The organism is Streptomyces sp. NPDC054783 (assembly GCF_053611725.1).
Genome location: NZ_JBSHAY010000016.1, coordinates 128,408 through 144,966 on the forward strand (window position 1 = coordinate 128,408; position 16,559 = coordinate 144,966).

Consider the following 16,559-nt stretch of genomic DNA (forward strand, 5'->3'; position numbering starts at 1 on the left):
CGGACGAGACCTCTTCCCGGGGCCGGACCAGCCCATACGCCGGGTGGGACCAGACCCCACTCCAGGTCGGGCGAGCCTCACCCGGTGTCGGACGCAGGTGCCACCCCGGGCCGTGCCCGTCGGGGGACCCCGGCCGGTGAGCCCCACTGGATCCGTCGTCGGATCAGAGCTCGCCCCCGGGTCGGGTCAGCCTCGCCGAGCGTCGGGTCCAGGTCCCACCCCGTATCCGGACCCGACGGGCCCCGGCCGGTCAAGCTGCGCCCGGTCCGCCCGAGGCTCACGCCGGCTGGCCGAAAAGCTCGCGCAGCACGTCCTCCATGGTCACCAGGCCGGCCAGTCGGCCGTCGTCGCCGAGTACCGCCGCGAGGTGCGTGCGGCTGCCGCGCATCGCGGTGAGGACGTCGTCCAGCGGGGTCCGCTCCCGTACGCGCGCGATGGGCCGCATGTCCCGCAGCCGGAACGGCACGTCCCGTGGCGAGGCGTCCAGCGCGTCCTTGACGTGCAGATAGCCCACGATCCGGCGGCCCACGTCGACGACGGGGAACCGGGAGAAGCCCGAGTCGGCCGACAGCCGCTCCAGCTGCTCCGGGGTGACGCCCATGTGCGCGTACACCACCCGCTTCAGCGGCACCACGACATCGCGCACGGGCCGGCTGCCCAGCTCCAGGGCGTCGTGCAGCCGCTCCTGCGCGCGGTCGTCGATGAGCCCCGCCTGGCTGGCGTCCTTGACGATCTCGGCGAGTTCGGTGTCCGTGAAGGTGGCCGCGACCTCGCCCTTCGCCTCGACCCTGAGCAGCTTCAGCAGTCCGTTCGCGAAGGCGTTGACCGTGAAGATCACCGGACGCAGCGTCCGGGACAGCGTGACGAGCGGCGGGCCGAGCAGCAGCGCGCTGCGTACCGGTTCGGCGAGCGCGATGTTCTTCGGGACCATCTCGCCCAGCAGCATGTGCAGATAGGTCGCCAGGGTCAGGGCGATCACGAAGGACACGGCATGGCCCGCGCTCACGGGCACACCGACAGCGTGGAACACCGGCTCCAGCAGATGCGCGATCGCCGGCTCGGCGACGACACCCAGGACCAGCGTGCACAGCGTGATGCCGAGCTGGGCGGCGGCCAGCAGCGCGGAGACGTGCTCCAGACCCCACAGCACGCTCTTCGCGCGCCGGTCGCCCTCCTGGGCCAGCGGTTCGACCTGCGAGCGGCGCACGGAGATCAGCGCGAACTCGGCGCCGACGAAGAAGGCGTTGACGACGAGGGTCGCCAGGCCGATCAGCAGCTGTACGGCGGTCATCGCGCCCCCTCCGCGGTCTCGTGGGCCTGCTCGTCGTCCAGCGGTGCGTGCAGCAGCACCCGCGCCGCGCGGCGGCCCGTGGCGTCCACCACGTCCAGCCGCCAGCTCGCGACCTCGACCGTGTCACCGGTCACCGGTATCCGGCCCAGCAGGGTCGCGACCAGGCCGGCCAGCGTCTCGTACGGTCCTTCGGGCATCCGCAGCCCCACGCGCGCGAGCTGGTCGGTGCGGGCGTAGCCGTCGGCCGAGTACAGGGCGCGGCCCTGTTCGTCCGCGCCGGCGGGGGCGAGGTCGGGCGTCTCGTGCGGGTCGTGCTCGTCCCGCACCTCGCCGACGACCTCCTCGACGATGTCCTCCAGGGTCGCCACGCCTGCGGTGCCGCCGTACTCGTCGATGACGACGGCCATGGTGCGCTTGCCGCCGAGCCGGTCCAGCAGCCGGTCGACGGTCAGGGACTCGGGGACCATCAGCGGCTCGCGCATCACCTGGGAGACGCGGCGGTGGCGGCGCTGCTCGGCCGGCATGGCCAGGACGTCCTTGATGTGGGCGACGCCGACGACCGAGTCCAGGCCGCCCTGGTAGACGGGGAAGCGGGACAGACCGGTGGCCCGGGTCGCGTTCGCCACGTCCTCGCAGGTCGCCTGCGCGTCGAGGGCGACGACCTGGACGCGCGGGGTCATCACGTTCTCCGCCGTCAGGTCGGCCAGGTTCAGCGTCCGCACGAACAGCTCGGCGGTGTCCGGCTCCAGTGCGCCCTCCTTGGCGGAGTGCCGGGCGAGTGCCGCCAGCTCCTGCGGACCGCGTGCCGAAGCCAGCTCCTCGGCGGGTTCGATGCCGAACCGGCGCACGACATGGTTGGCGGTGTTGTTCAGGTGCGTGATGAAGGGGCGGAAGGTCGCGCTGAACCAGCGCTGCGGGTTGCCGACCCGCTTGGCCATGGCCAGCGGCGAGGAGATCGCCCAGTTCTTCGGCACCAGCTCGCCGACGACCATCAGGAACACCGTCGACAGGGCCGTGCCGAGCACCAGGGCGACCGAACTCGCCGTACCGGCGGAGAGGCCCATCGCCCGGAACGGGCCGGCGAGCAGCTTGGCGATGGAGGGCTCGGCGAGCATACCGACGACCAGGTTGGTGACCGTGATGCCGAGCTGGGCGCCGGAGAGCTGGAAGGTCAGGTTCCGTACGGCCTTCAGGGCACCGGCGGCGCCGCGCTCGCCGCGCTCGGCGGCCCGTTCCAGCTCGCCGCGCGACACCGTGGTCAGCGAGAACTCCGCCGCCACGAAGGCGCCGCAGGCCAGTGACAGCAGGATGGCCACCAGGAGGAGGAGCACTTCGGTCATCGGGTCACCCCTGTCCCATGATCGGACAGGGCAGGACGGGGCGCGCGGTGGCGCGGACCGGGGGGCTCGCCCATGGGCGGACGCTCACACCTTTCACAGAGGGCCGAGTACTCCCTCCATGGTAAAGGATGGGCAAAGGGTGCTCGGTGCTCACTCGGTGAGCGGTTTCACCCAGCGCCGCCAGTGCTCCTCGGGGCCGTAACCGGCCGCGCCCCAGGCGTGGTGCGCCGTCTCGTTGCGGACCAGCACCATCGCGTCCGCGCGCCGCCCGCCGAGCCGTGCGAACCGCTCCTCGGCGGCGGCCAGCAGCGCCGAGGCGATGCCCTGCCGGCGCCGCTCCGGGTGCACCGCGAGCCGGTACAGATGGCAGCGCCAGCCGTCGAAGCCCGCGATCACCGTGCCCACCAGCTCGCCGCCCGACTCGGCGAGGATCAGTGCCTCGGGGTCGCGGGCCACCAGCCGCTCCATCCCGTTGCGGTCGTCGCTGATGCTGGTGCCCTCGGCGGCCGTCTTCCAGAAGGCGAGCACCGCGTCGAGGTCGGCGCGGGCTGCCGGGCGCATGCGCAGATCGGTCATGCGGTCATCGGAGCATGCGGCGCGAGTCGCGCACGGGGATTTCCATCATGCGGATTCCTCCCGCAGCCGCTCCATCACCGGCGCGAACGCCTCCATGTACGGCTCCAGCACGGTCAGGTAGGAGAATCCGAACCGCTCACGCTGCGCCCGCACCCGCGCCACGACGTCCTGCAGCGGACCGGCCAGCACGATGGGCAGGGCCAGTGCCGAGTCCAGGGTCAGCTGCGACTGCCGTTCCAGCAGCGGTTTCAGCACGGGTTCCGGGTCGTCGGTGACCGCCACGAGCTGGATGAGCAGGTTCAGCTCGGCCGGTTCCGCCCGGTCCGCCGCCAGGCCCCGGTAACGCGCCACCCGCTCGTCCAGCTCCTCGGCGGTGAGCGGCTCCAGCGTCCCGGCAGCGGATCCCGGCCGGGCTCCGGTGAAGGCCGCGATGTCCGCGTGCTCGGCGGTCAGCCGCAGCATCCGGTCGCCGTTGGCGCCGATCAGCAGCGGCACCCGCGACTGGGCGGTACGGGGCTGGTACTCGTCGGAGCCCAGCAGCCGGTCCAGTTCCTCGACCGTGCGCCTCAGGTGGTCCACCCGCTCGCGCGGTGAGCCGTACGGCAGCCCCGCCGTCTCGTGCTCGGCCGGCACATACCCGGTGCCCAGCCCGAGTTCGAGGCGCCCGCCGGTGAGCGCATCCGTGGTCGCCACCTCGCGGGCCAGCAGGGCCGGGTTGCAGAACCCCGCGTTGAGCACGAACGTGCCGAGCCGGGGCCGCCGCGTCGCCTCGGCCGCCGCGACCAGTGCCGGGAACGGGGCGGGCATCCCGAGGTGATCGGGGACGAGGATCACGTCGTAGCCCAGCTCCTCGGCGCGCCGGCACTTCGCGCGCCACTCGGCGGCGGGCGCCGGCGTGAGCAGATTGACTCCGAAGCGGAACGGACGCGACATCAACTCTCCCCGTGTGCAGGTGCCTTGGGCTACGGTCGCGATTCCATCACTCGTGCGCGATCGCCGCCAGCACGTTCAACCGCGACGCGCGCAGCGCCGGCAGCAGGGCCGCCACCACTCCCACCACCGCCGAGCCGATGACGACGGCGACGATCGTGGTCCAGGGGAACGCCAGCGCCGTCAGCCCGCGCAGGGCCAGCACCTGCTGCATGCACACGCCCCACACGAGTCCCAGCGCCAGCCCGAGGACCGCGCCGAACACCGCGATCACCACCGACTCCAGCCGGATCATCCGGCGCAACTGCCGTCGTCCCAGCCCGATCGCGCGCAGCAGCCCGATCTCCCGGGTGCGCTCCACCACCGACAGGGCGAGGGTGTTGACCACACCGAGCACGGCGATGACGATCGCCAGCCCGAGGAGCGCGTACACCAGGTAGAGCAGGACGGCGATCTGGTCGTGGACGAGCTTCTTGTAGTCGCTCTGGTTGCGCACCTGGACCTGCGGGAACGACCCCAGTGCCCGCTCCAGGCGGGGGCGCAGGTCCTGCGGTGCGGTGCCGGGGGCCGCGTTCACGTAGAGCGCGGCGTCCTGGGCTCGGGGCCCGTACTTCTCCAGGGTGGCGAGACCGAAGTACAGGCCGCCCTGGGCGCCGAAGCCCTCGGCCGTCTCCTGCTTGGTGAGGGCGGCGACGGTCAGCTCGGTGTGCCGGCCGCCGGGGAACTCGACCGGGAGGACGCTGCCGACACGCACGCCGTGGTCCCTGGCGAAGTCGGCGTCCATGGCGAGGTGACCGTCCGCCAGCGCCGCCGCCGAACCGCCCCGCGCGTAGGTGAGGTGCACGACGTCGTCGAGCCGGGGGCCGTACGCGGCGGCCGACGTCGTGATCCGGCCGCCGTTCGGCAGCCCTACGGCGACCTGGGTGAGCCGCTGCTCCACGACGAGCCCGACACCGGGGGTGCGGGCCACGGTGTCCCGCACCTGCCTGGTGAAGGGAGTGAAGTTGGTGTTCTGGACGATGAAGTCGGCGCCGAGCGTCTTGTCGATCTGCCGGTCGAACGACGCGGACATCGACGCGCTCGCCACCGACATCCCGCCGACCAGGGCCAGGCCCACCATGAGCGCGGCGGCGGTGGCGCCCGTACGGCGCGGGTTGCGCAGGGCGTTGCGCTGGCTCATCAGGCCGACCGGGCCGAACAGTGCGGGGAAGGCCGCGCCCAGCACCCGGATCACCGGCCGCACCAGCAGCGGACCGGCGACCACGGTCGCGATCAGGGTCAGGGCCACGCCGACCCCGAGCAGCGAGGCCGCCTGGGCGGTCTTCGTGGCCGTCGCGCACCCGGCCAGAGCGGCCGCGCCGACCACCCCGATCACCGCGCCGACGATCGCCCGCGTCCGCAACGGCTTGCCCACACCGGCGACTTCGGCATCCGCGAGCGCCGCCATCGGCGAGACGGCCGCCGCGCGCCGCGCGGGCAGATAGGCGGCCACGAAGGTGACGCCGACACCGACGACGTACGCCGCGAAGGGCGTACCCCAGCCGATGACCATCTCCGTGGCCTTCAGGTTCATCCCGAAGGCGCTCATCAGCTTGATCAGCCCCAGCGCCAGCCCGATCCCCGCCGCGAGGCCGAGCGTGGAACCGACCAGCCCGAGCAGCAGCGCCTCCGTGAGCACCGAGCGCCGCACCTGCCGCCGGTCCGCGCCGAGCGCCCGCAACAGGCCCAGTTCACGGGTGCGCTGGGCGATCAGCATCGAGAAGGTGTTGACGATGAGGAACACGCCGACGAGGAGGGCGACACCGGCGAAGCCCAGCATCACGTACTTGATCACGTCCAGGAACGTGCCGAGGCTGGCCGCCGCCGACTTGGCCTGCTCGTTCGCGGTCTTCAGGTCGTAGGTGCCGGTGCCGATCGCCCGGCCGACGCGCTGCTTGAGTTCCGTGTCGGACACGCCCTTGGCCGCGTCCACCGCGATGCTGGTGGCCTTCGCGGGGGAACCGAGCAGTTCGCGGCCCGCCACCGCCGGGTCCAGGAACACCAGGGCCGCGCCGGGGTTGGTGGTGGTGAACGTGGCGATGCCGACGACCCGCACCCGGAACGTGCCGGGCTGTGCCTCCACGGTCAGCGTGTCGCCGACCCGTACGTGCTTCTTGCCCGCGGTGTCGGCGTCCAGCAGCGCCTCGCCCGCCCCGTGCGGTGCGTGGCCGGAGGTGAGCTTCACCGGGCTGCGGTGGGTGACGTACCAGGCCAGCGCGATGGTCGGGGCGCCGGTGGTCGGGCCGACGGACCTGTTGCGGTCGTCGACCACGACGGCGTTCTGCACCGACACCTCGGCGCGGGCCGCCGCGACCCCGTCGACCCTCGCCACGCGGTCCCGCAGCGCGGCCGGCAGCGTCTGCACCGAACCGCTCACCCTTGCCGACCTCAGGTCCAGCTGTTTCGGCTGGACCGTCACATCGGCGGCGGTGGAGGCGAACAGCCGGTCGAACGTGCGCGTGACGGTGTCGGAGAAGATCAGACTGCCCGCGACGAACGCCACGGACAGGACCACGGCCAGCGCGGACAGCGCGAGCCGCCCCTTGTGCGCGAGGAAGCTCCTCAGGGTCGCCTTGAGCACCCGCTCAGTCCTCTCGGGCGGTGCCGTCGTCGCCGTCGCCGAGCCGGCCCCGGACCACGTCGAACCGTTTCATGCGTTCCAGTACGGCCTCCGCCGTCGGCCGTTCCATGTCGTCCACGATGCGCCCGTCGGCGAGGAAGAGCACCAGATCGGAGTGGGCGGCGGCGCCGGGGTCATGGGTGACCATGACCACCGTCTGCCCCAGATCGTCCACCGCCTCGCGCAGGAAGCCCAGCACCTCGAGTCCGGCTCGCGAGTCGAGGTTGCCGGTCGGCTCGTCGGCGAAGATCAGCTCCGGCCGGGAGGCCAGCGCCCGCGCGCACGCCACCCGCTGCTGCTGACCGCCGGAGAGCTGGGCGGGCCGGTGCGTGAGCCGGTCGCGCAGGCCGAGCGTGTCGATGACCTGGTCCAGCCACAGCGGGTCGGGTTTCCGGCCCGCGATGTCCATGGGCAGGGTGATGTTCTCGGCGGCCGTCAGCGTCGGAATGAGGTTGAACGACTGGAACATGAACCCGATCCGGTCCCGCCTGAGCCGGGTCAGCTCCCGTTCCCTCAGCCCGGTGATCTCGGTGCCGCCCAGCCACACCTGGCCCGCCGACACCGTGTCGAGCCCCGCCAGACAGTGCATCAGCGTGGACTTCCCGGACCCCGAGGGCCCCATCACGGCGGTGAAACGGCCGCGCGCTATGTCCACGTCCACCGAGTCCAGGGCGATGACGGCCGTCTCGCCGGAGCCGTACGCCTTGGTCAGCCCGCGGGCGCGGGCCGCGACGGCGCCGTCCGGTGCATGCTGCGCTGCAGGTGTGGACAAGACCGCCTCCCGGTCGCCGGAACCGCCCGTCCCGGGCGAGCGTAGGCGACAAGCCGACCCGGCGCACCGGTTCCGCGCGCCCTTGCTTTGCTAGCACGGCGGCGCTAGCGTCGAGGCATGGCGAAGACCCAGCTGAACGTGCGCGTGGACGAGGGCACCGCCCGCGCGGCCCGCGAACGCGCCCTGGCCCGCGGTATCAGCGTCAACCGCTACATCGAAGAGCTGGTCAGACAGGACACCGGCGAGGCCGGCCGTACGTTCGTCGAGGCCGCCGCCGACTTCATGAAGCAGTACGAGTCCGTGTTCGCCGAGGAGTTCACCGAGACCCGCGGGACCGGCAGCGGCGTCGGGGACGGCCGCTGATCCCTTGAACGAGCTCAGCATCGACCTCGCCTGGCTCCTCATGCTCGCAGAACAGAAGACGCCCGGGGACCCCCAGGTCACCGACTGGGGCGCGCTGGTCGCCGCCGTCGCCCGGCACCGCGCCGAGATATTCGGCGTGCCCGTCTACGACAACCCGCACGCCCGTGCCGCCTCCCTGCTCCAGCTGCTGATCCACCTGCCGGCGCTGGAGCGCTCCAACGCGCTGTTCGCCTCGGCGGTCGCCTATGCCTACCTGGTCGCCAGCGGCGAGAAGGTGGCCACCTCGCCCGAGCAGGTGCGGGATCTCGCCCGGCTGGTGAAGGAGGGCGAGGCCGACGTGGACGACATCGCGCGCGAGCTGCGCCGCTGGAGCCTGTGAGGTCGGTCGTGGCGCGGGGACCCGTCACCGTGGCTGCTGCGCGAGGACTGTGATCAGCGTGCGTCCGGCTCGTCCGGCCGCCAGGCGACCCCGAGCGCGCAGTACGAGGACGGAAGTGCCGGGCCGTTCTCCGGCATCAGCACCTGCCGCTGCGGGCCGAGCGTGAACCCGGCCTCGCGCAGCGCGGCCACCGGCTGCCGGGCCAGATGGCAGCCGCCGGTCAGGGTGGGCCACAGGGTCCGGTCCAGGGCGCGCTGGGTCGTCGTCATCAGGCGGCCGCCGCCCTGGCCGTGCTCGAAGAACCGCACCTGACCGCCGGGTTTGAGCACCCGTCGTACCTCGCCCAGCGCGCGCGCCACGTCCCGCACGCTGCACAGCACCAGGGACAGTACGGCCGCGTCGAAGGCCTCGCTCTTGACCGGCAGTGCCTCCGCCGCGCCCGGCACCACGTCGACCGGGACCTGGGCGCGCAGGGCCGACTCCAGCGCCAACTGCCGGAGCAGCGGCTCCGGTTCGATCGCGACGACCTCCGCGACGGCGCCCGGATAGTGCGCGAAGTTCAGTCCGTTGCCCGCGCCGATCTCGATCACCCGCCCGGACAGCCCGGCGAGCAGCCGCTCCCGTATTCCGGCCATGCCCATCCGGGTCTCGGCGCTCACGCTGTACCGGGCGTAGAAGCGGGCGAACAGGGGGTGGTGGACGGGACTCCGCGCCACCTTGTCGGAGCCGGACAACAGCCGCATGGCGAACCTCCCGGAGGGACGGCCTAGGAACAGTGTCCCCCGTATGAGGCCACCGCATCCCCGGCGCGTGTTCCCCTGCGCGGGGACGAGGTCAGGCGGGCTGCCACAGCTCGACCCGATTGCCCTCGGGATCGGTGACCCAGCCGAATCGGCCGACACCCTCCATGTCCTGCGTCTCTTCGGCCACGTCCGCTCCCTTGGCGCGCAATTGCGCGAGCATCGCATCCAGGTCGCGGACCCGGAAGTTGAGCATGGTCTGCTGGGCGCGGGACCCGAAGTAGCCGGTCTCGGACTCGAACGTCGCGAACACCGTCGGCCCGGCTCCCTGACGCCACAGACCGTTCTCGTCGGCGTCCAGGCCCAGGCAGTCGCGATACCAAGCGCTCAGGGCAGCCGGGTCGGCAGCCCGCATGAAGTAGCCACCGATTCCAAGCACACGTTCCATGCCGCCATCTTGCCAGGACGGCGGTCGGGCGGTCGGCCGGCGGCGTGGGACGGACCGGGGTCCGGTGCTGCCCGGCAGAGGTCCCGTACACCGCCCCTGTCTACGGCGTCACCCGTACCCGGAACGCCGCCGCGTCCCATGTGCCGTCCAGGCGGGGGGCCAGCCACTGCGGTGCCGCCCTGCGGAAGTCGGGCGGCGGCAGCGCACCCGCCCCGGAGGGGATCGCGCCGAGCAGGGGGGCCGCCGCGACCTCCGGCAGGTCCGTGACGTTGCAGCGGGTGGCGAGGTCGGGGCGGTCGGGCCAGCTGCCGATCACCACACCGGCCAACTCCAGGTTCCGCCGGCGTAGTTCGAGCGCCGTCAGCTCGGTCGTGTTGAGGGTGCCCAGGCCCGCCTGGGCGACCACCAGCACCGGTGCGCCGAGCAGCGCGGCCGCGTCGGCCAGCGTGCCGCCGGCCGCGTCGAAGCGGACGAGCAGCCCGCCCGCCCCCTCGACCAGCACCAGATCGTGCTCGGCGGCCAGCTTGGCCGCCCGGTCGGCCACCTCGTGCGGGTGGACCGGCGCCATGCCCGCTCGGCGGGCCGCCGTGCCGGGTGCCAATGGCTCGGGATAGCGGGCCAGTTCGGTGGCCGTGACGGGCCCCGCGAGCCGCGCGACCTCGTCGGCGTCCCCGCGCTCGTCCGGCCCTACACCCGTCTGTGCGGCCTTCAGCACGGCCACCGAGCGCCCGGCCGCGAGCGCCGCGGCGGCGACGGCGGCGGTGGTGACGGTCTTGCCGACCTCCGTACCCGTGCCCGTGATCACCAGTACCGGCATGTCATCCCTTCCGCGCCGCGGCGCACACCGCACGCGCGATCCTCGCCACGTCCTCGTCCGAGGAGATGTACGGCGGCATCGTGTAGATCAGGTCGCGGAACGGGCGCAGCCAGACGCCCTCCCGCACGGCGGCCGCGGTCGCCGCGGCCATGTCCACCTCGTGGTCGAGCTGGACGACGCCGATCGCCCCGAGGACGCGGACGTCGCGGACGCCGGGCAACGCGCGAGCCGGCGACAGGCCCTCCCACAGGCCCGCCTCGATCCGTTTGACCTCCGCCCGCCAGTCCTGGCCCAGCAGCAGTTCGATGGACGCGCAGGCCACGGCCGCCGCCAGCGGGTTGCCCATGAACGTCGGCCCGTGCGCGAGCACCGGCACCTCGCCCCGCGAGATGCCGTCGGCGACCCGCGCGGTGCACAGCGTGGCCGCCAGCGTCAGATAGCCGCCGGTCAGCGCCTTGCCCACACACATCACATCCGGGGTGACGCCCGCGTGCTCCGCCGCGAACAGCGCGCCGGTACGGCCGAAGCCGGTCGCGATCTCGTCGAAGACGAGCAGCACGTCGTGCGCGTCGCAGGCCTCGCGCAGCACCCGGAGGTACGCGGGCGAGTGGAAGCGCATCCCGCCCGCGCCCTGCACCACCGGCTCCACGATCACCGCGGCCAGCTCGTCCGCGTGGCGGCCGATCAGTTCGCGCAGACGGTCGGCGTACGACTCCTCGTACTCGGTCGGCGGTGCGTCGGCGAACACCTGGCGCGGCAGCACGCCCGACCACAGCGCGTGCATCCCGCCCTCGGGGTCGCACACCGACATCGGGCTCCAGGTGTCGCCGTGGTAGCCGCCCCGCCAGGTCAGCAGCCGCTGCTTGCCGGGCCGGCCGAGCGAGCGCCAGTACTGCAGGCACATCTTCACCGCGACCTCGACCGACACCGAACCGGAGTCGGCCAGGAAGACGTGCTCCAGGCCCTGTGGCGACATGTCGACAAGGTGCTTCGCGAGCCGTACGGCGGGCTCGTGCGTGAGCCCGCCGAACATCACATGGCTCATCCGCCCGAGCTGGTCGTGCGCCGCCTCGTTGAGGACCGGGTGGTTGTAGCCGTGGATCGCCGACCACCAGGAGGACATGCCGTCCACCAGCTCGGCCGAGCCGTCGGCGAGCCGCAGCCGGACGCCGCTCGCCGACTCCACGACGAGCGGTTCGGCGCGTCCGGGCATCGGGCCGTACGGATGCCACACATGCCGTCGGTCCAGCTCCAGCAGCTCGGGGACGCTCAGACCGGGCAGGCCGGGCAGATCAGGCATTGGGTGCGAGGTCCGTTCCGGCGCCCCGGCGACGCACGGCCACCAGGTCGGTGCGCGGCTCCTGCGTGGCGGGCGCGGCCGCCGTACCGCACAGGTCCCCGCCCTCGTGACCGCACGCGCCCGTGCCCTCGTGCGAGCCGCAGCCCTCGTGCGAGCCGCAGACCGATCCGCAGCCGGCCGCGGCCTCGACCCGGTGCTCCGGCAGCGTCACCTCGCCGGCGCCCTCCACCTCGAACCCGGCGTCCGCGATCATCTCCAGGTCTGCCTTGCCGGCCTGGCCCTCGCTGGTCAGGTAGTCGCCGAGGAAGATGGAGTTGGCGAGGTGCAGCGCGAGGGGCTGCATCGTGCGCAGGTGGACCTCGCGGCCGCCCGCGATCCGGACCTCCACGTCCGGGCACACGAACCGGACCATGGCGAGGATCCGCAGACAGCGCTGCGGGGTGAGGTTCCACTCCTTGGCCAGCGGGGTGCCCTCGAAGGGGATGAGGAAGTTCACCGGCACCGAGTCCGGGTCCAGTTCGCGCAGCGAGAACACCACGTCGACCAGGTCCTCGTCGCTCTCGCCCATGCCCGCGATCAGACCGGAGCAGGCGGACAGGCCGGCCGCGTGCGCCTTCTGCACCGTTTCCACCCGGTCGGCGTACGTGTGCGTGGTCGTGATGTCCGCGTACGTCCCCTCGGACGTGTTGAGGTTGTGGTTGTAGGCGTCCGCGCCCGCCTCGCGCAGCCGCTCGGCCTGGCCGTCGGAGAGCAGGCCGAGGCAGGCGCACACCTCGACTTGCTCGTTCTGCTCCTTGATGGTCCGGATGGTCTCCGAGACCCGGTCCACGTCCCGGTCCGTGGGACCACGCCCGCTGGCCACCAGACAGACCCGCTTGGCGCCGCCCGCGAGGCCCGCGGCGGCCGCCTGGGAGGCCTCGTCGGGCTTGAGCCAGGTGTACTTCAGGATGCCGGCCTTCGAGCCGAGCCGCTGGGAGCAGTAGGAGCAGTCCTCCGGGCACAGGCCCGACTTGAGGTTCACCAGGTAGTTGAGTTTCACCCGTCGCCCGAACCAGTGCCGGCGCACCCTTCCGGCCGCGGCCACCACATCGAGTACGTCTTCGTCGGAGGTGGCCAGAACGGCGAGCGCTTCCTCGCGAGTCGGCAGCTCGCGCCGAAGCCCCTTGTCCACCAGCGTGTTCAGCAGGTCCATGAGGCCTGATCCTGTCCTACGGGACCGCCCCGGGCCAAGGAGAGTTTGCACAACGGAGACGGATCACCGTGTGGGTATTGCCACACCCTGGGCGGCTGCTCCTGCCGCTAGGGTCTGTCCGCTACCTACAAAAGCCCCGGAGGACCCATGGCGTTCGGCTGGATCGAGGACCAGGCGGAGGCGCGGCGCCGCGCCGGACTCGAACGGACGCTGCGTCCGCGCCCCGCCGACTCACCGCTGCTGGACCTGGCGAGCAATGACTACCTGGGCCTCGCCCACCACCCCGAGGTCACCGAGGGGGCCGCCCGGGCCGCCCGGACGTGGGGCGGCGGCTCGACCGGCTCCCGGCTCGTCACGGGCACCACCGAGCTGCACACCGAGCTGGAGCGCGAGCTGGCCGCCTTCTGCGGATTCGAGGCGGCACTGGTCTTCTCCTCCGGTTACGCAGCCAACCTGGCCGCGGTCACCGCGCTCGGCCCGCACGGCTCGCTGATCGTCTCCGACGCCGGCAACCACGCCTCCCTCATCGACGGCTGCCGGCTCGCCCGGGGTGAGCGGCAGGTCGTCGGGCACGCCGATCCCGAGGCGGTGCGCAAGGCTCTGGCCGGCCATCAGGGGCCGGCGATCGTGGTGTCCGACACCGTGTTCTCGGTGGACGGCGACCGGGCGCCGCTGGCCGAGCTGGCCGAGGCGTGCCGGGAGCGCGGCGCGGGACTGGTCGTGGACGACGCGCACGGGCTCGGGGTGTTGGGCGACGGCGGCCGGGGCGCGCCGTACGCGGCCGGTCTCGCGGGCGCCGCGGACGTGGTGGTCACGGCCACCCTGTCCAAGTCGCTGGGCAGTCAGGGCGGGGTGGTGCTCGGCCCGGCGCGGGTGATCGACCATCTGGTCAACGCGGCCCGGACCTTCATCTTCGACACGGGCCTCGCCCCGGCGGCGGCCGGCGCGGCACTCGCCGCACTGCGGCTGCTCGTCCGCGAACCGGAGCGCGCGGCACGTGCCCGTGAGGTGGCCGCGGACCTGCACGCACGGCTGACCGCCGCGGGTCTGGGCGCGGTGCGTCCGGACGCCGCGGTGGTCTCCGTGCGGGCTCCGTCCCCGGAGCAGGCGGTGCGCTGGGCGGCCGACTGCCGTACCGCGGGCCTGGCCGTGGGCTGTTTCCGTCCTCCTTCCGTGCCCGACGGCATCTCACGGCTGCGGCTGACCGCCCGCGCGGACCTGTCCGGGGCCGAGATCGAACGCGCTGTACGTGTGATCGGCGAGACGCGACCATGAGTCGGCGTGACACGGCCGTGCTTCGCGCGTGGTCGTCTTCGGTCAGAGGGTGGTGAGGAATCCGGTCCAGCTCGCGGCGGAGAAGAGCAGCGCGGGTCCGGCCGGGTTCTTGGAGTCGCGCACGGCGAGCAGTCCGGCCCCGGGGCCGGAGCGCGGCCGGGCCGTCTCCACGCAGTTGTTGGCTCCCGTGCTGTAGCTGCTGCGCAGCCAGCGCACGTCGTGCAGGTCGGTACTGGCAGGGACGTTCCGAGGCAGTGCTGACATGGTGCCTCCTTACGCGCCGTCACCTATCCCGGCGATGTAGTCCAACGTGTCCTCGGGTGAAAGGGCGTGCATCCGAAGGGTGTCGAAGGCCTCCGAGTAGGCCATGAGGTCTTCTTTCCGCTCCAGGTAGAGGCTACTCGTCAGCTGGTCAAGAACAACCACGTCCAGATCAGAAGTGCTCGGAAATGAGAAGATAACGAAAGGCCCGGTGAGGCCGACATGCGCTCCGGCGCCGAACGGCAGTACCTGGAGCCGGACTTGGGGCAGCCGGGCCGCCTCCGTCAGTCGCTCCAGCTGCCGGGCCATCACCTCGGGCCCGCCGACCTCGCGCCGCAGCACCGCCTCGTCCAGCACCGCGCTCAGCTCCAGCGGCGGGTGGGCGCGGAGCACGTCCTGCCTGGCCAACCGCACCTCCACCAGCGCGTCCAGGCCCTCCTCGTCCAGGCCCTTCACGGCCGCACGGGTCACCGCGCGGGCGTACTCGGGCGTCTGCAGCAGGCCGGGTACGACGGTGGTCTCCAGGGTGCGCATCGTGCACGCCTGCGACTCCAGGCTGATGAAGTCCCGGTACGTGGGCGGCAGCACCCCGCGATAGGCGTGCCACCAGCAGTGCCGGTCGCCCGTTCCCTCGGAACCCGCCAGCATCAGCAGCAATTCGCGCAGTTGCCCGTCCCGCACCTCGTAGGCGTCGAGAAGTAACCGCACATCGGCCGGCTTCACGCCACTGGCACCGGTCTCGATTCGGCTGACCTTCGACTGGTGCCAGCCGACCAGGCGGGCCGCCTCACCGCTCGTGAGCCCCGCACCGGTACGCAGCGTGCGCAGTTCGGCGCCCAGTTTGCGGCGGCGCACTGCCGGCCCGTTCTGCATGGGCTCCTCCTTACTCCATGCGGGCCGCCCAAATACGGTCTCGCGTCGTAGAGTTCACCGCTTTGGGCGACAGATATATGCATATCCTGGTGGATCGCTCCCCGTGACCGGTCCCGTGGTGGCAGTCTGACGAGCGAGCACCAGTCCGGGACCGTACTCGACCATCCGGCTCCGTGTCGGACTGCGGTCCCGCCGGAAAGGGACGACGTCGCCATGGCAGACCATCTGGAAGCATCCGTCACTCTGCCGAGCGATCCCGCCTCGGTCTCCGCCGCCCGCACGTATGTCGTGGGCACGCTAGTGGAGTGGGGCCTGCCGTCGGACACCGACGTGGCCGACACCGTGCGGCTCATCGTCTCCGAACTCGCCACGAATGCCGTACAGCACACCTTCGGTCAGTCACCCACCTTCACGGTCGACATCGCTTTGGACCGTGACGAACATCTGCGCATCGGCGTCACGGACAGTCATCCGCGCTTTCCGAAGAGACTGCCCGCCGCCGTCCAGCAGGACAACGGCCGCGGCATGGTCATCATCCGCTGGCTCACCGCGGAGTGCGGCGGCACCATGTGCGTCCGCCCCACCCGGGAGGGCGGCAAGACGGTCTCCATCGAACTCCCGTGGATCCTCCCGCCCGAGCCGGTCCCGGCAGCGGGCCCACAGGAACCGTAGCCCTCCGGGCGGGGCCCGGTGGGGTGGGGGGCGCTTTCCGGGCCACCTCGAGTTCTGGTCGGGAGCTTGGGGCGCGGGAGAGCTTGGGGCGACGAAGGGGCGGGTGCGAGGGGTGTCGGTGCGACGAGCCCGTGGGCGGCGAGGGGCGGGACGCCGGGTCGTCCGGGATGCTGGGCCGGGTGGGTCGTCCGGGACGGCGGGCCGGGTGGGTCGTCCGGGACGGCGGGCCGGGTGGGTCGTCCGGAACAAGGTGCTGGCGGCGGGCTGAGGGCGACTGGTCGGGGACGGCGGGCTCTGGGGTGCGGGTTGGCGGCGTCGGGGCGGGGTGATGGGGGCGGCGAGGTCAGGTGCGGGGCGAGGACGTCGCGTCGTCCGGACGACAGGCCGGGGAAGGCGCGCTGTGGAGCCCGGGTTTGCGGGGTGAGGAAGCGTCGGGGAGGTCAGGCGCGGGGACGAGGCCAGTCGGTGGGGGGCGGGGACGGCGTGCTGGGCGGCAACCGCCGCGACTCGGGCCCTTCGGTGTGAGCGAGGTGGCCGTATCCGGGGAGGCGTACCGGTGCCCGGTGTTCCGCGGTTCGCCCGGTGCGGGCGGCTGGAGCGGGCGCGAGGCGGCGCTCGGGCGGCGTTGGTGGCCGGCGTGGGTCCGTCCGCTGCGGGCCGCGGCCGTCGTG

Annotated in this window: 17 protein-coding genes; 4 read left to right on the forward strand and 13 right to left on the reverse strand. The window is 72.5% G+C overall.

Annotated elements, in window-relative coordinates:
- Positions 1-277 precede the first annotated feature (277 nt).
- The 6 genes from ACWGJ5_RS26530 to ACWGJ5_RS26555 form a co-directional block, all read right to left on the reverse strand.
- A complete protein-coding gene (locus ACWGJ5_RS26530) occupies positions 278-1,291 on the reverse strand; it encodes a hemolysin family protein (RefSeq protein ID WP_453312173.1) in 1,014 nt (337 codons plus the stop codon).
- Positions 1,288-2,631, reverse strand: a complete 1,344-nt coding sequence (locus ACWGJ5_RS26535; RefSeq protein WP_453312174.1) for a hemolysin family protein — start codon at positions 2,629-2,631, stop codon at positions 1,288-1,290. Before ACWGJ5_RS26535 ends, ACWGJ5_RS26530 begins: the two co-directional genes overlap by 4 nt.
- A gap of 150 nt (positions 2,632-2,781) precedes the next feature.
- Positions 2,782-3,207 carry a GNAT family N-acetyltransferase gene (locus ACWGJ5_RS26540; protein WP_453312175.1) on the reverse strand — a complete coding sequence of 142 codons (426 nt, stop codon included), beginning with the start codon at positions 3,205-3,207 and terminating at the stop codon, positions 2,782-2,784.
- A gap of 45 nt (positions 3,208-3,252) precedes the next feature.
- The gene (locus ACWGJ5_RS26545) at positions 3,253-4,140 is read right to left on the reverse strand and encodes an LLM class F420-dependent oxidoreductase (protein WP_453312176.1); all 888 of its coding nucleotides are present in this window, start codon (positions 4,138-4,140) and stop codon (positions 3,253-3,255) included.
- A 46-nt stretch (positions 4,141-4,186) separates the two neighbouring features.
- Positions 4,187-6,757, reverse strand: a complete 2,571-nt coding sequence (locus ACWGJ5_RS26550) for an ABC transporter permease (RefSeq protein WP_453312177.1) — start codon at positions 6,755-6,757, stop codon at positions 4,187-4,189.
- 4 nt (positions 6,758-6,761) lie between these two features.
- Complete coding sequence (locus ACWGJ5_RS26555) at positions 6,762-7,568, reverse strand: ABC transporter ATP-binding protein (RefSeq protein WP_453312178.1); 807 nt, start codon at positions 7,566-7,568, stop codon at positions 6,762-6,764.
- A 117-nt stretch (positions 7,569-7,685) separates the two neighbouring features.
- Between ACWGJ5_RS26555 and ACWGJ5_RS26560 the strand changes: the two genes are divergently transcribed.
- Positions 7,686-7,931, forward strand: a complete 246-nt coding sequence (locus ACWGJ5_RS26560) for a toxin-antitoxin system HicB family antitoxin (RefSeq protein ID WP_228617085.1) — start codon at positions 7,686-7,688, stop codon at positions 7,929-7,931.
- 4 nt (positions 7,932-7,935) lie between these two features.
- Positions 7,936-8,310, forward strand: a complete 375-nt coding sequence (locus ACWGJ5_RS26565; RefSeq protein ID WP_228617087.1) for a fic family toxin-antitoxin system, toxin component — start codon at positions 7,936-7,938, stop codon at positions 8,308-8,310.
- 53 nt (positions 8,311-8,363) lie between these two features.
- On the opposite strand, the gene ACWGJ5_RS26570 is transcribed toward ACWGJ5_RS26565, so the two are convergent.
- From ACWGJ5_RS26570 to bioB, 5 genes are all read right to left on the reverse strand, one after another.
- Positions 8,364-9,053, reverse strand: a complete 690-nt coding sequence (locus ACWGJ5_RS26570; RefSeq protein WP_453312179.1) for a class I SAM-dependent methyltransferase — start codon at positions 9,051-9,053, stop codon at positions 8,364-8,366.
- Positions 9,054-9,144: 91 nt separating this feature from the next.
- Entirely contained in the window at positions 9,145-9,498 is a 354-nt protein-coding gene (locus ACWGJ5_RS26575) for a VOC family protein (protein ID WP_453312180.1), read from the reverse strand.
- 100 nt (positions 9,499-9,598) lie between these two features.
- Positions 9,599-10,315: a dethiobiotin synthase gene (gene bioD / locus ACWGJ5_RS26580; protein ID WP_453312181.1), complete on the reverse strand. Its 717-nt coding sequence runs from the start codon at positions 10,313-10,315 to the stop codon at positions 9,599-9,601.
- Between the two features lies 1 nt (position 10,316).
- A complete protein-coding gene (locus tag ACWGJ5_RS26585) occupies positions 10,317-11,615 on the reverse strand; it encodes an adenosylmethionine--8-amino-7-oxononanoate transaminase (RefSeq protein ID WP_453312182.1) in 1,299 nt (432 codons plus the stop codon).
- Positions 11,608-12,807, reverse strand: coding sequence for a biotin synthase BioB (gene bioB, locus ACWGJ5_RS26590; protein ID WP_453312183.1), 1,200 nt, complete (start codon positions 12,805-12,807; stop codon positions 11,608-11,610). Before bioB ends, ACWGJ5_RS26585 begins: the two co-directional genes overlap by 8 nt.
- Before the next feature lie 147 nt (positions 12,808-12,954).
- On the opposite strand from bioB, the gene ACWGJ5_RS26595 reads away from it, so the two are divergent.
- Complete coding sequence (locus ACWGJ5_RS26595; RefSeq protein ID WP_453312184.1) at positions 12,955-14,082, forward strand: 8-amino-7-oxononanoate synthase; 1,128 nt, start codon at positions 12,955-12,957, stop codon at positions 14,080-14,082.
- Between the two features lie 42 nt (positions 14,083-14,124).
- On the opposite strand, the gene ACWGJ5_RS26600 is transcribed toward ACWGJ5_RS26595, so the two are convergent.
- Together ACWGJ5_RS26600 and ACWGJ5_RS26605 are read right to left on the reverse strand one after the other, a co-directional pair.
- Positions 14,125-14,346, reverse strand: a complete 222-nt coding sequence (locus ACWGJ5_RS26600; RefSeq protein ID WP_453312185.1) for a DUF397 domain-containing protein — start codon at positions 14,344-14,346, stop codon at positions 14,125-14,127.
- 9 nt (positions 14,347-14,355) lie between these two features.
- Positions 14,356-15,216 (reverse strand): helix-turn-helix domain-containing protein, encoded by an 861-nt coding sequence (locus ACWGJ5_RS26605; RefSeq protein WP_453312186.1) that lies wholly within the window; start codon positions 15,214-15,216, stop codon positions 14,356-14,358.
- A gap of 213 nt (positions 15,217-15,429) precedes the next feature.
- Between ACWGJ5_RS26605 and ACWGJ5_RS26610 the strand changes: the two genes are divergently transcribed.
- Positions 15,430-15,888, forward strand: a complete 459-nt coding sequence (locus ACWGJ5_RS26610; protein ID WP_453312187.1) for an ATP-binding protein — start codon at positions 15,430-15,432, stop codon at positions 15,886-15,888.
- Positions 15,889-16,559: the final 671 nt, after the last annotated feature.

Excerpts from the sequence above, each read along its gene's own strand:
- ACWGJ5_RS26530 (WP_453312173.1), bottom strand. The coding sequence starts at position 1,291 with ATGACCGCCGTACAGCTGCTGATCGGCCTGGCGACCCTCGTCGTCAAC.
- ACWGJ5_RS26535 (WP_453312174.1), bottom strand. The coding sequence starts at position 2,631 with ATGACCGAAGTGCTCCTCCTCCTGGTGGCCATCCTGCTGTCACTGGCC.
- ACWGJ5_RS26540 (WP_453312175.1), bottom strand. The coding sequence starts at position 3,207 with ATGACCGATCTGCGCATGCGCCCGGCAGCCCGCGCCGACCTCGACGCG.
- ACWGJ5_RS26545 (WP_453312176.1), bottom strand. The coding sequence starts at position 4,140 with ATGTCGCGTCCGTTCCGCTTCGGAGTCAATCTGCTCACGCCGGCGCCC.
- ACWGJ5_RS26560 (WP_228617085.1), top strand. The coding sequence starts at position 7,686 with ATGGCGAAGACCCAGCTGAACGTGCGCGTGGACGAGGGCACCGCCCGC.
- ACWGJ5_RS26570 (WP_453312179.1), bottom strand. The coding sequence starts at position 9,053 with ATGCGGCTGTTGTCCGGCTCCGACAAGGTGGCGCGGAGTCCCGTCCAC.
- ACWGJ5_RS26575 (WP_453312180.1), bottom strand. The coding sequence starts at position 9,498 with ATGGAACGTGTGCTTGGAATCGGTGGCTACTTCATGCGGGCTGCCGAC.
- bioD (WP_453312181.1), bottom strand. The coding sequence starts at position 10,315 with ATGCCGGTACTGGTGATCACGGGCACGGGTACGGAGGTCGGCAAGACC.
- ACWGJ5_RS26585 (WP_453312182.1), bottom strand. The coding sequence starts at position 11,615 with ATGCCTGATCTGCCCGGCCTGCCCGGTCTGAGCGTCCCCGAGCTGCTG.
- bioB (WP_453312183.1), bottom strand. The coding sequence starts at position 12,807 with ATGGACCTGCTGAACACGCTGGTGGACAAGGGGCTTCGGCGCGAGCTG.
- ACWGJ5_RS26595 (WP_453312184.1), top strand. The coding sequence starts at position 12,955 with ATGGCGTTCGGCTGGATCGAGGACCAGGCGGAGGCGCGGCGCCGCGCC.
- ACWGJ5_RS26600 (WP_453312185.1), bottom strand. The coding sequence starts at position 14,346 with ATGTCAGCACTGCCTCGGAACGTCCCTGCCAGTACCGACCTGCACGAC.
- ACWGJ5_RS26605 (WP_453312186.1), bottom strand. The coding sequence starts at position 15,216 with ATGCAGAACGGGCCGGCAGTGCGCCGCCGCAAACTGGGCGCCGAACTG.
- ACWGJ5_RS26610 (WP_453312187.1), top strand. The coding sequence starts at position 15,430 with ATGGCAGACCATCTGGAAGCATCCGTCACTCTGCCGAGCGATCCCGCC.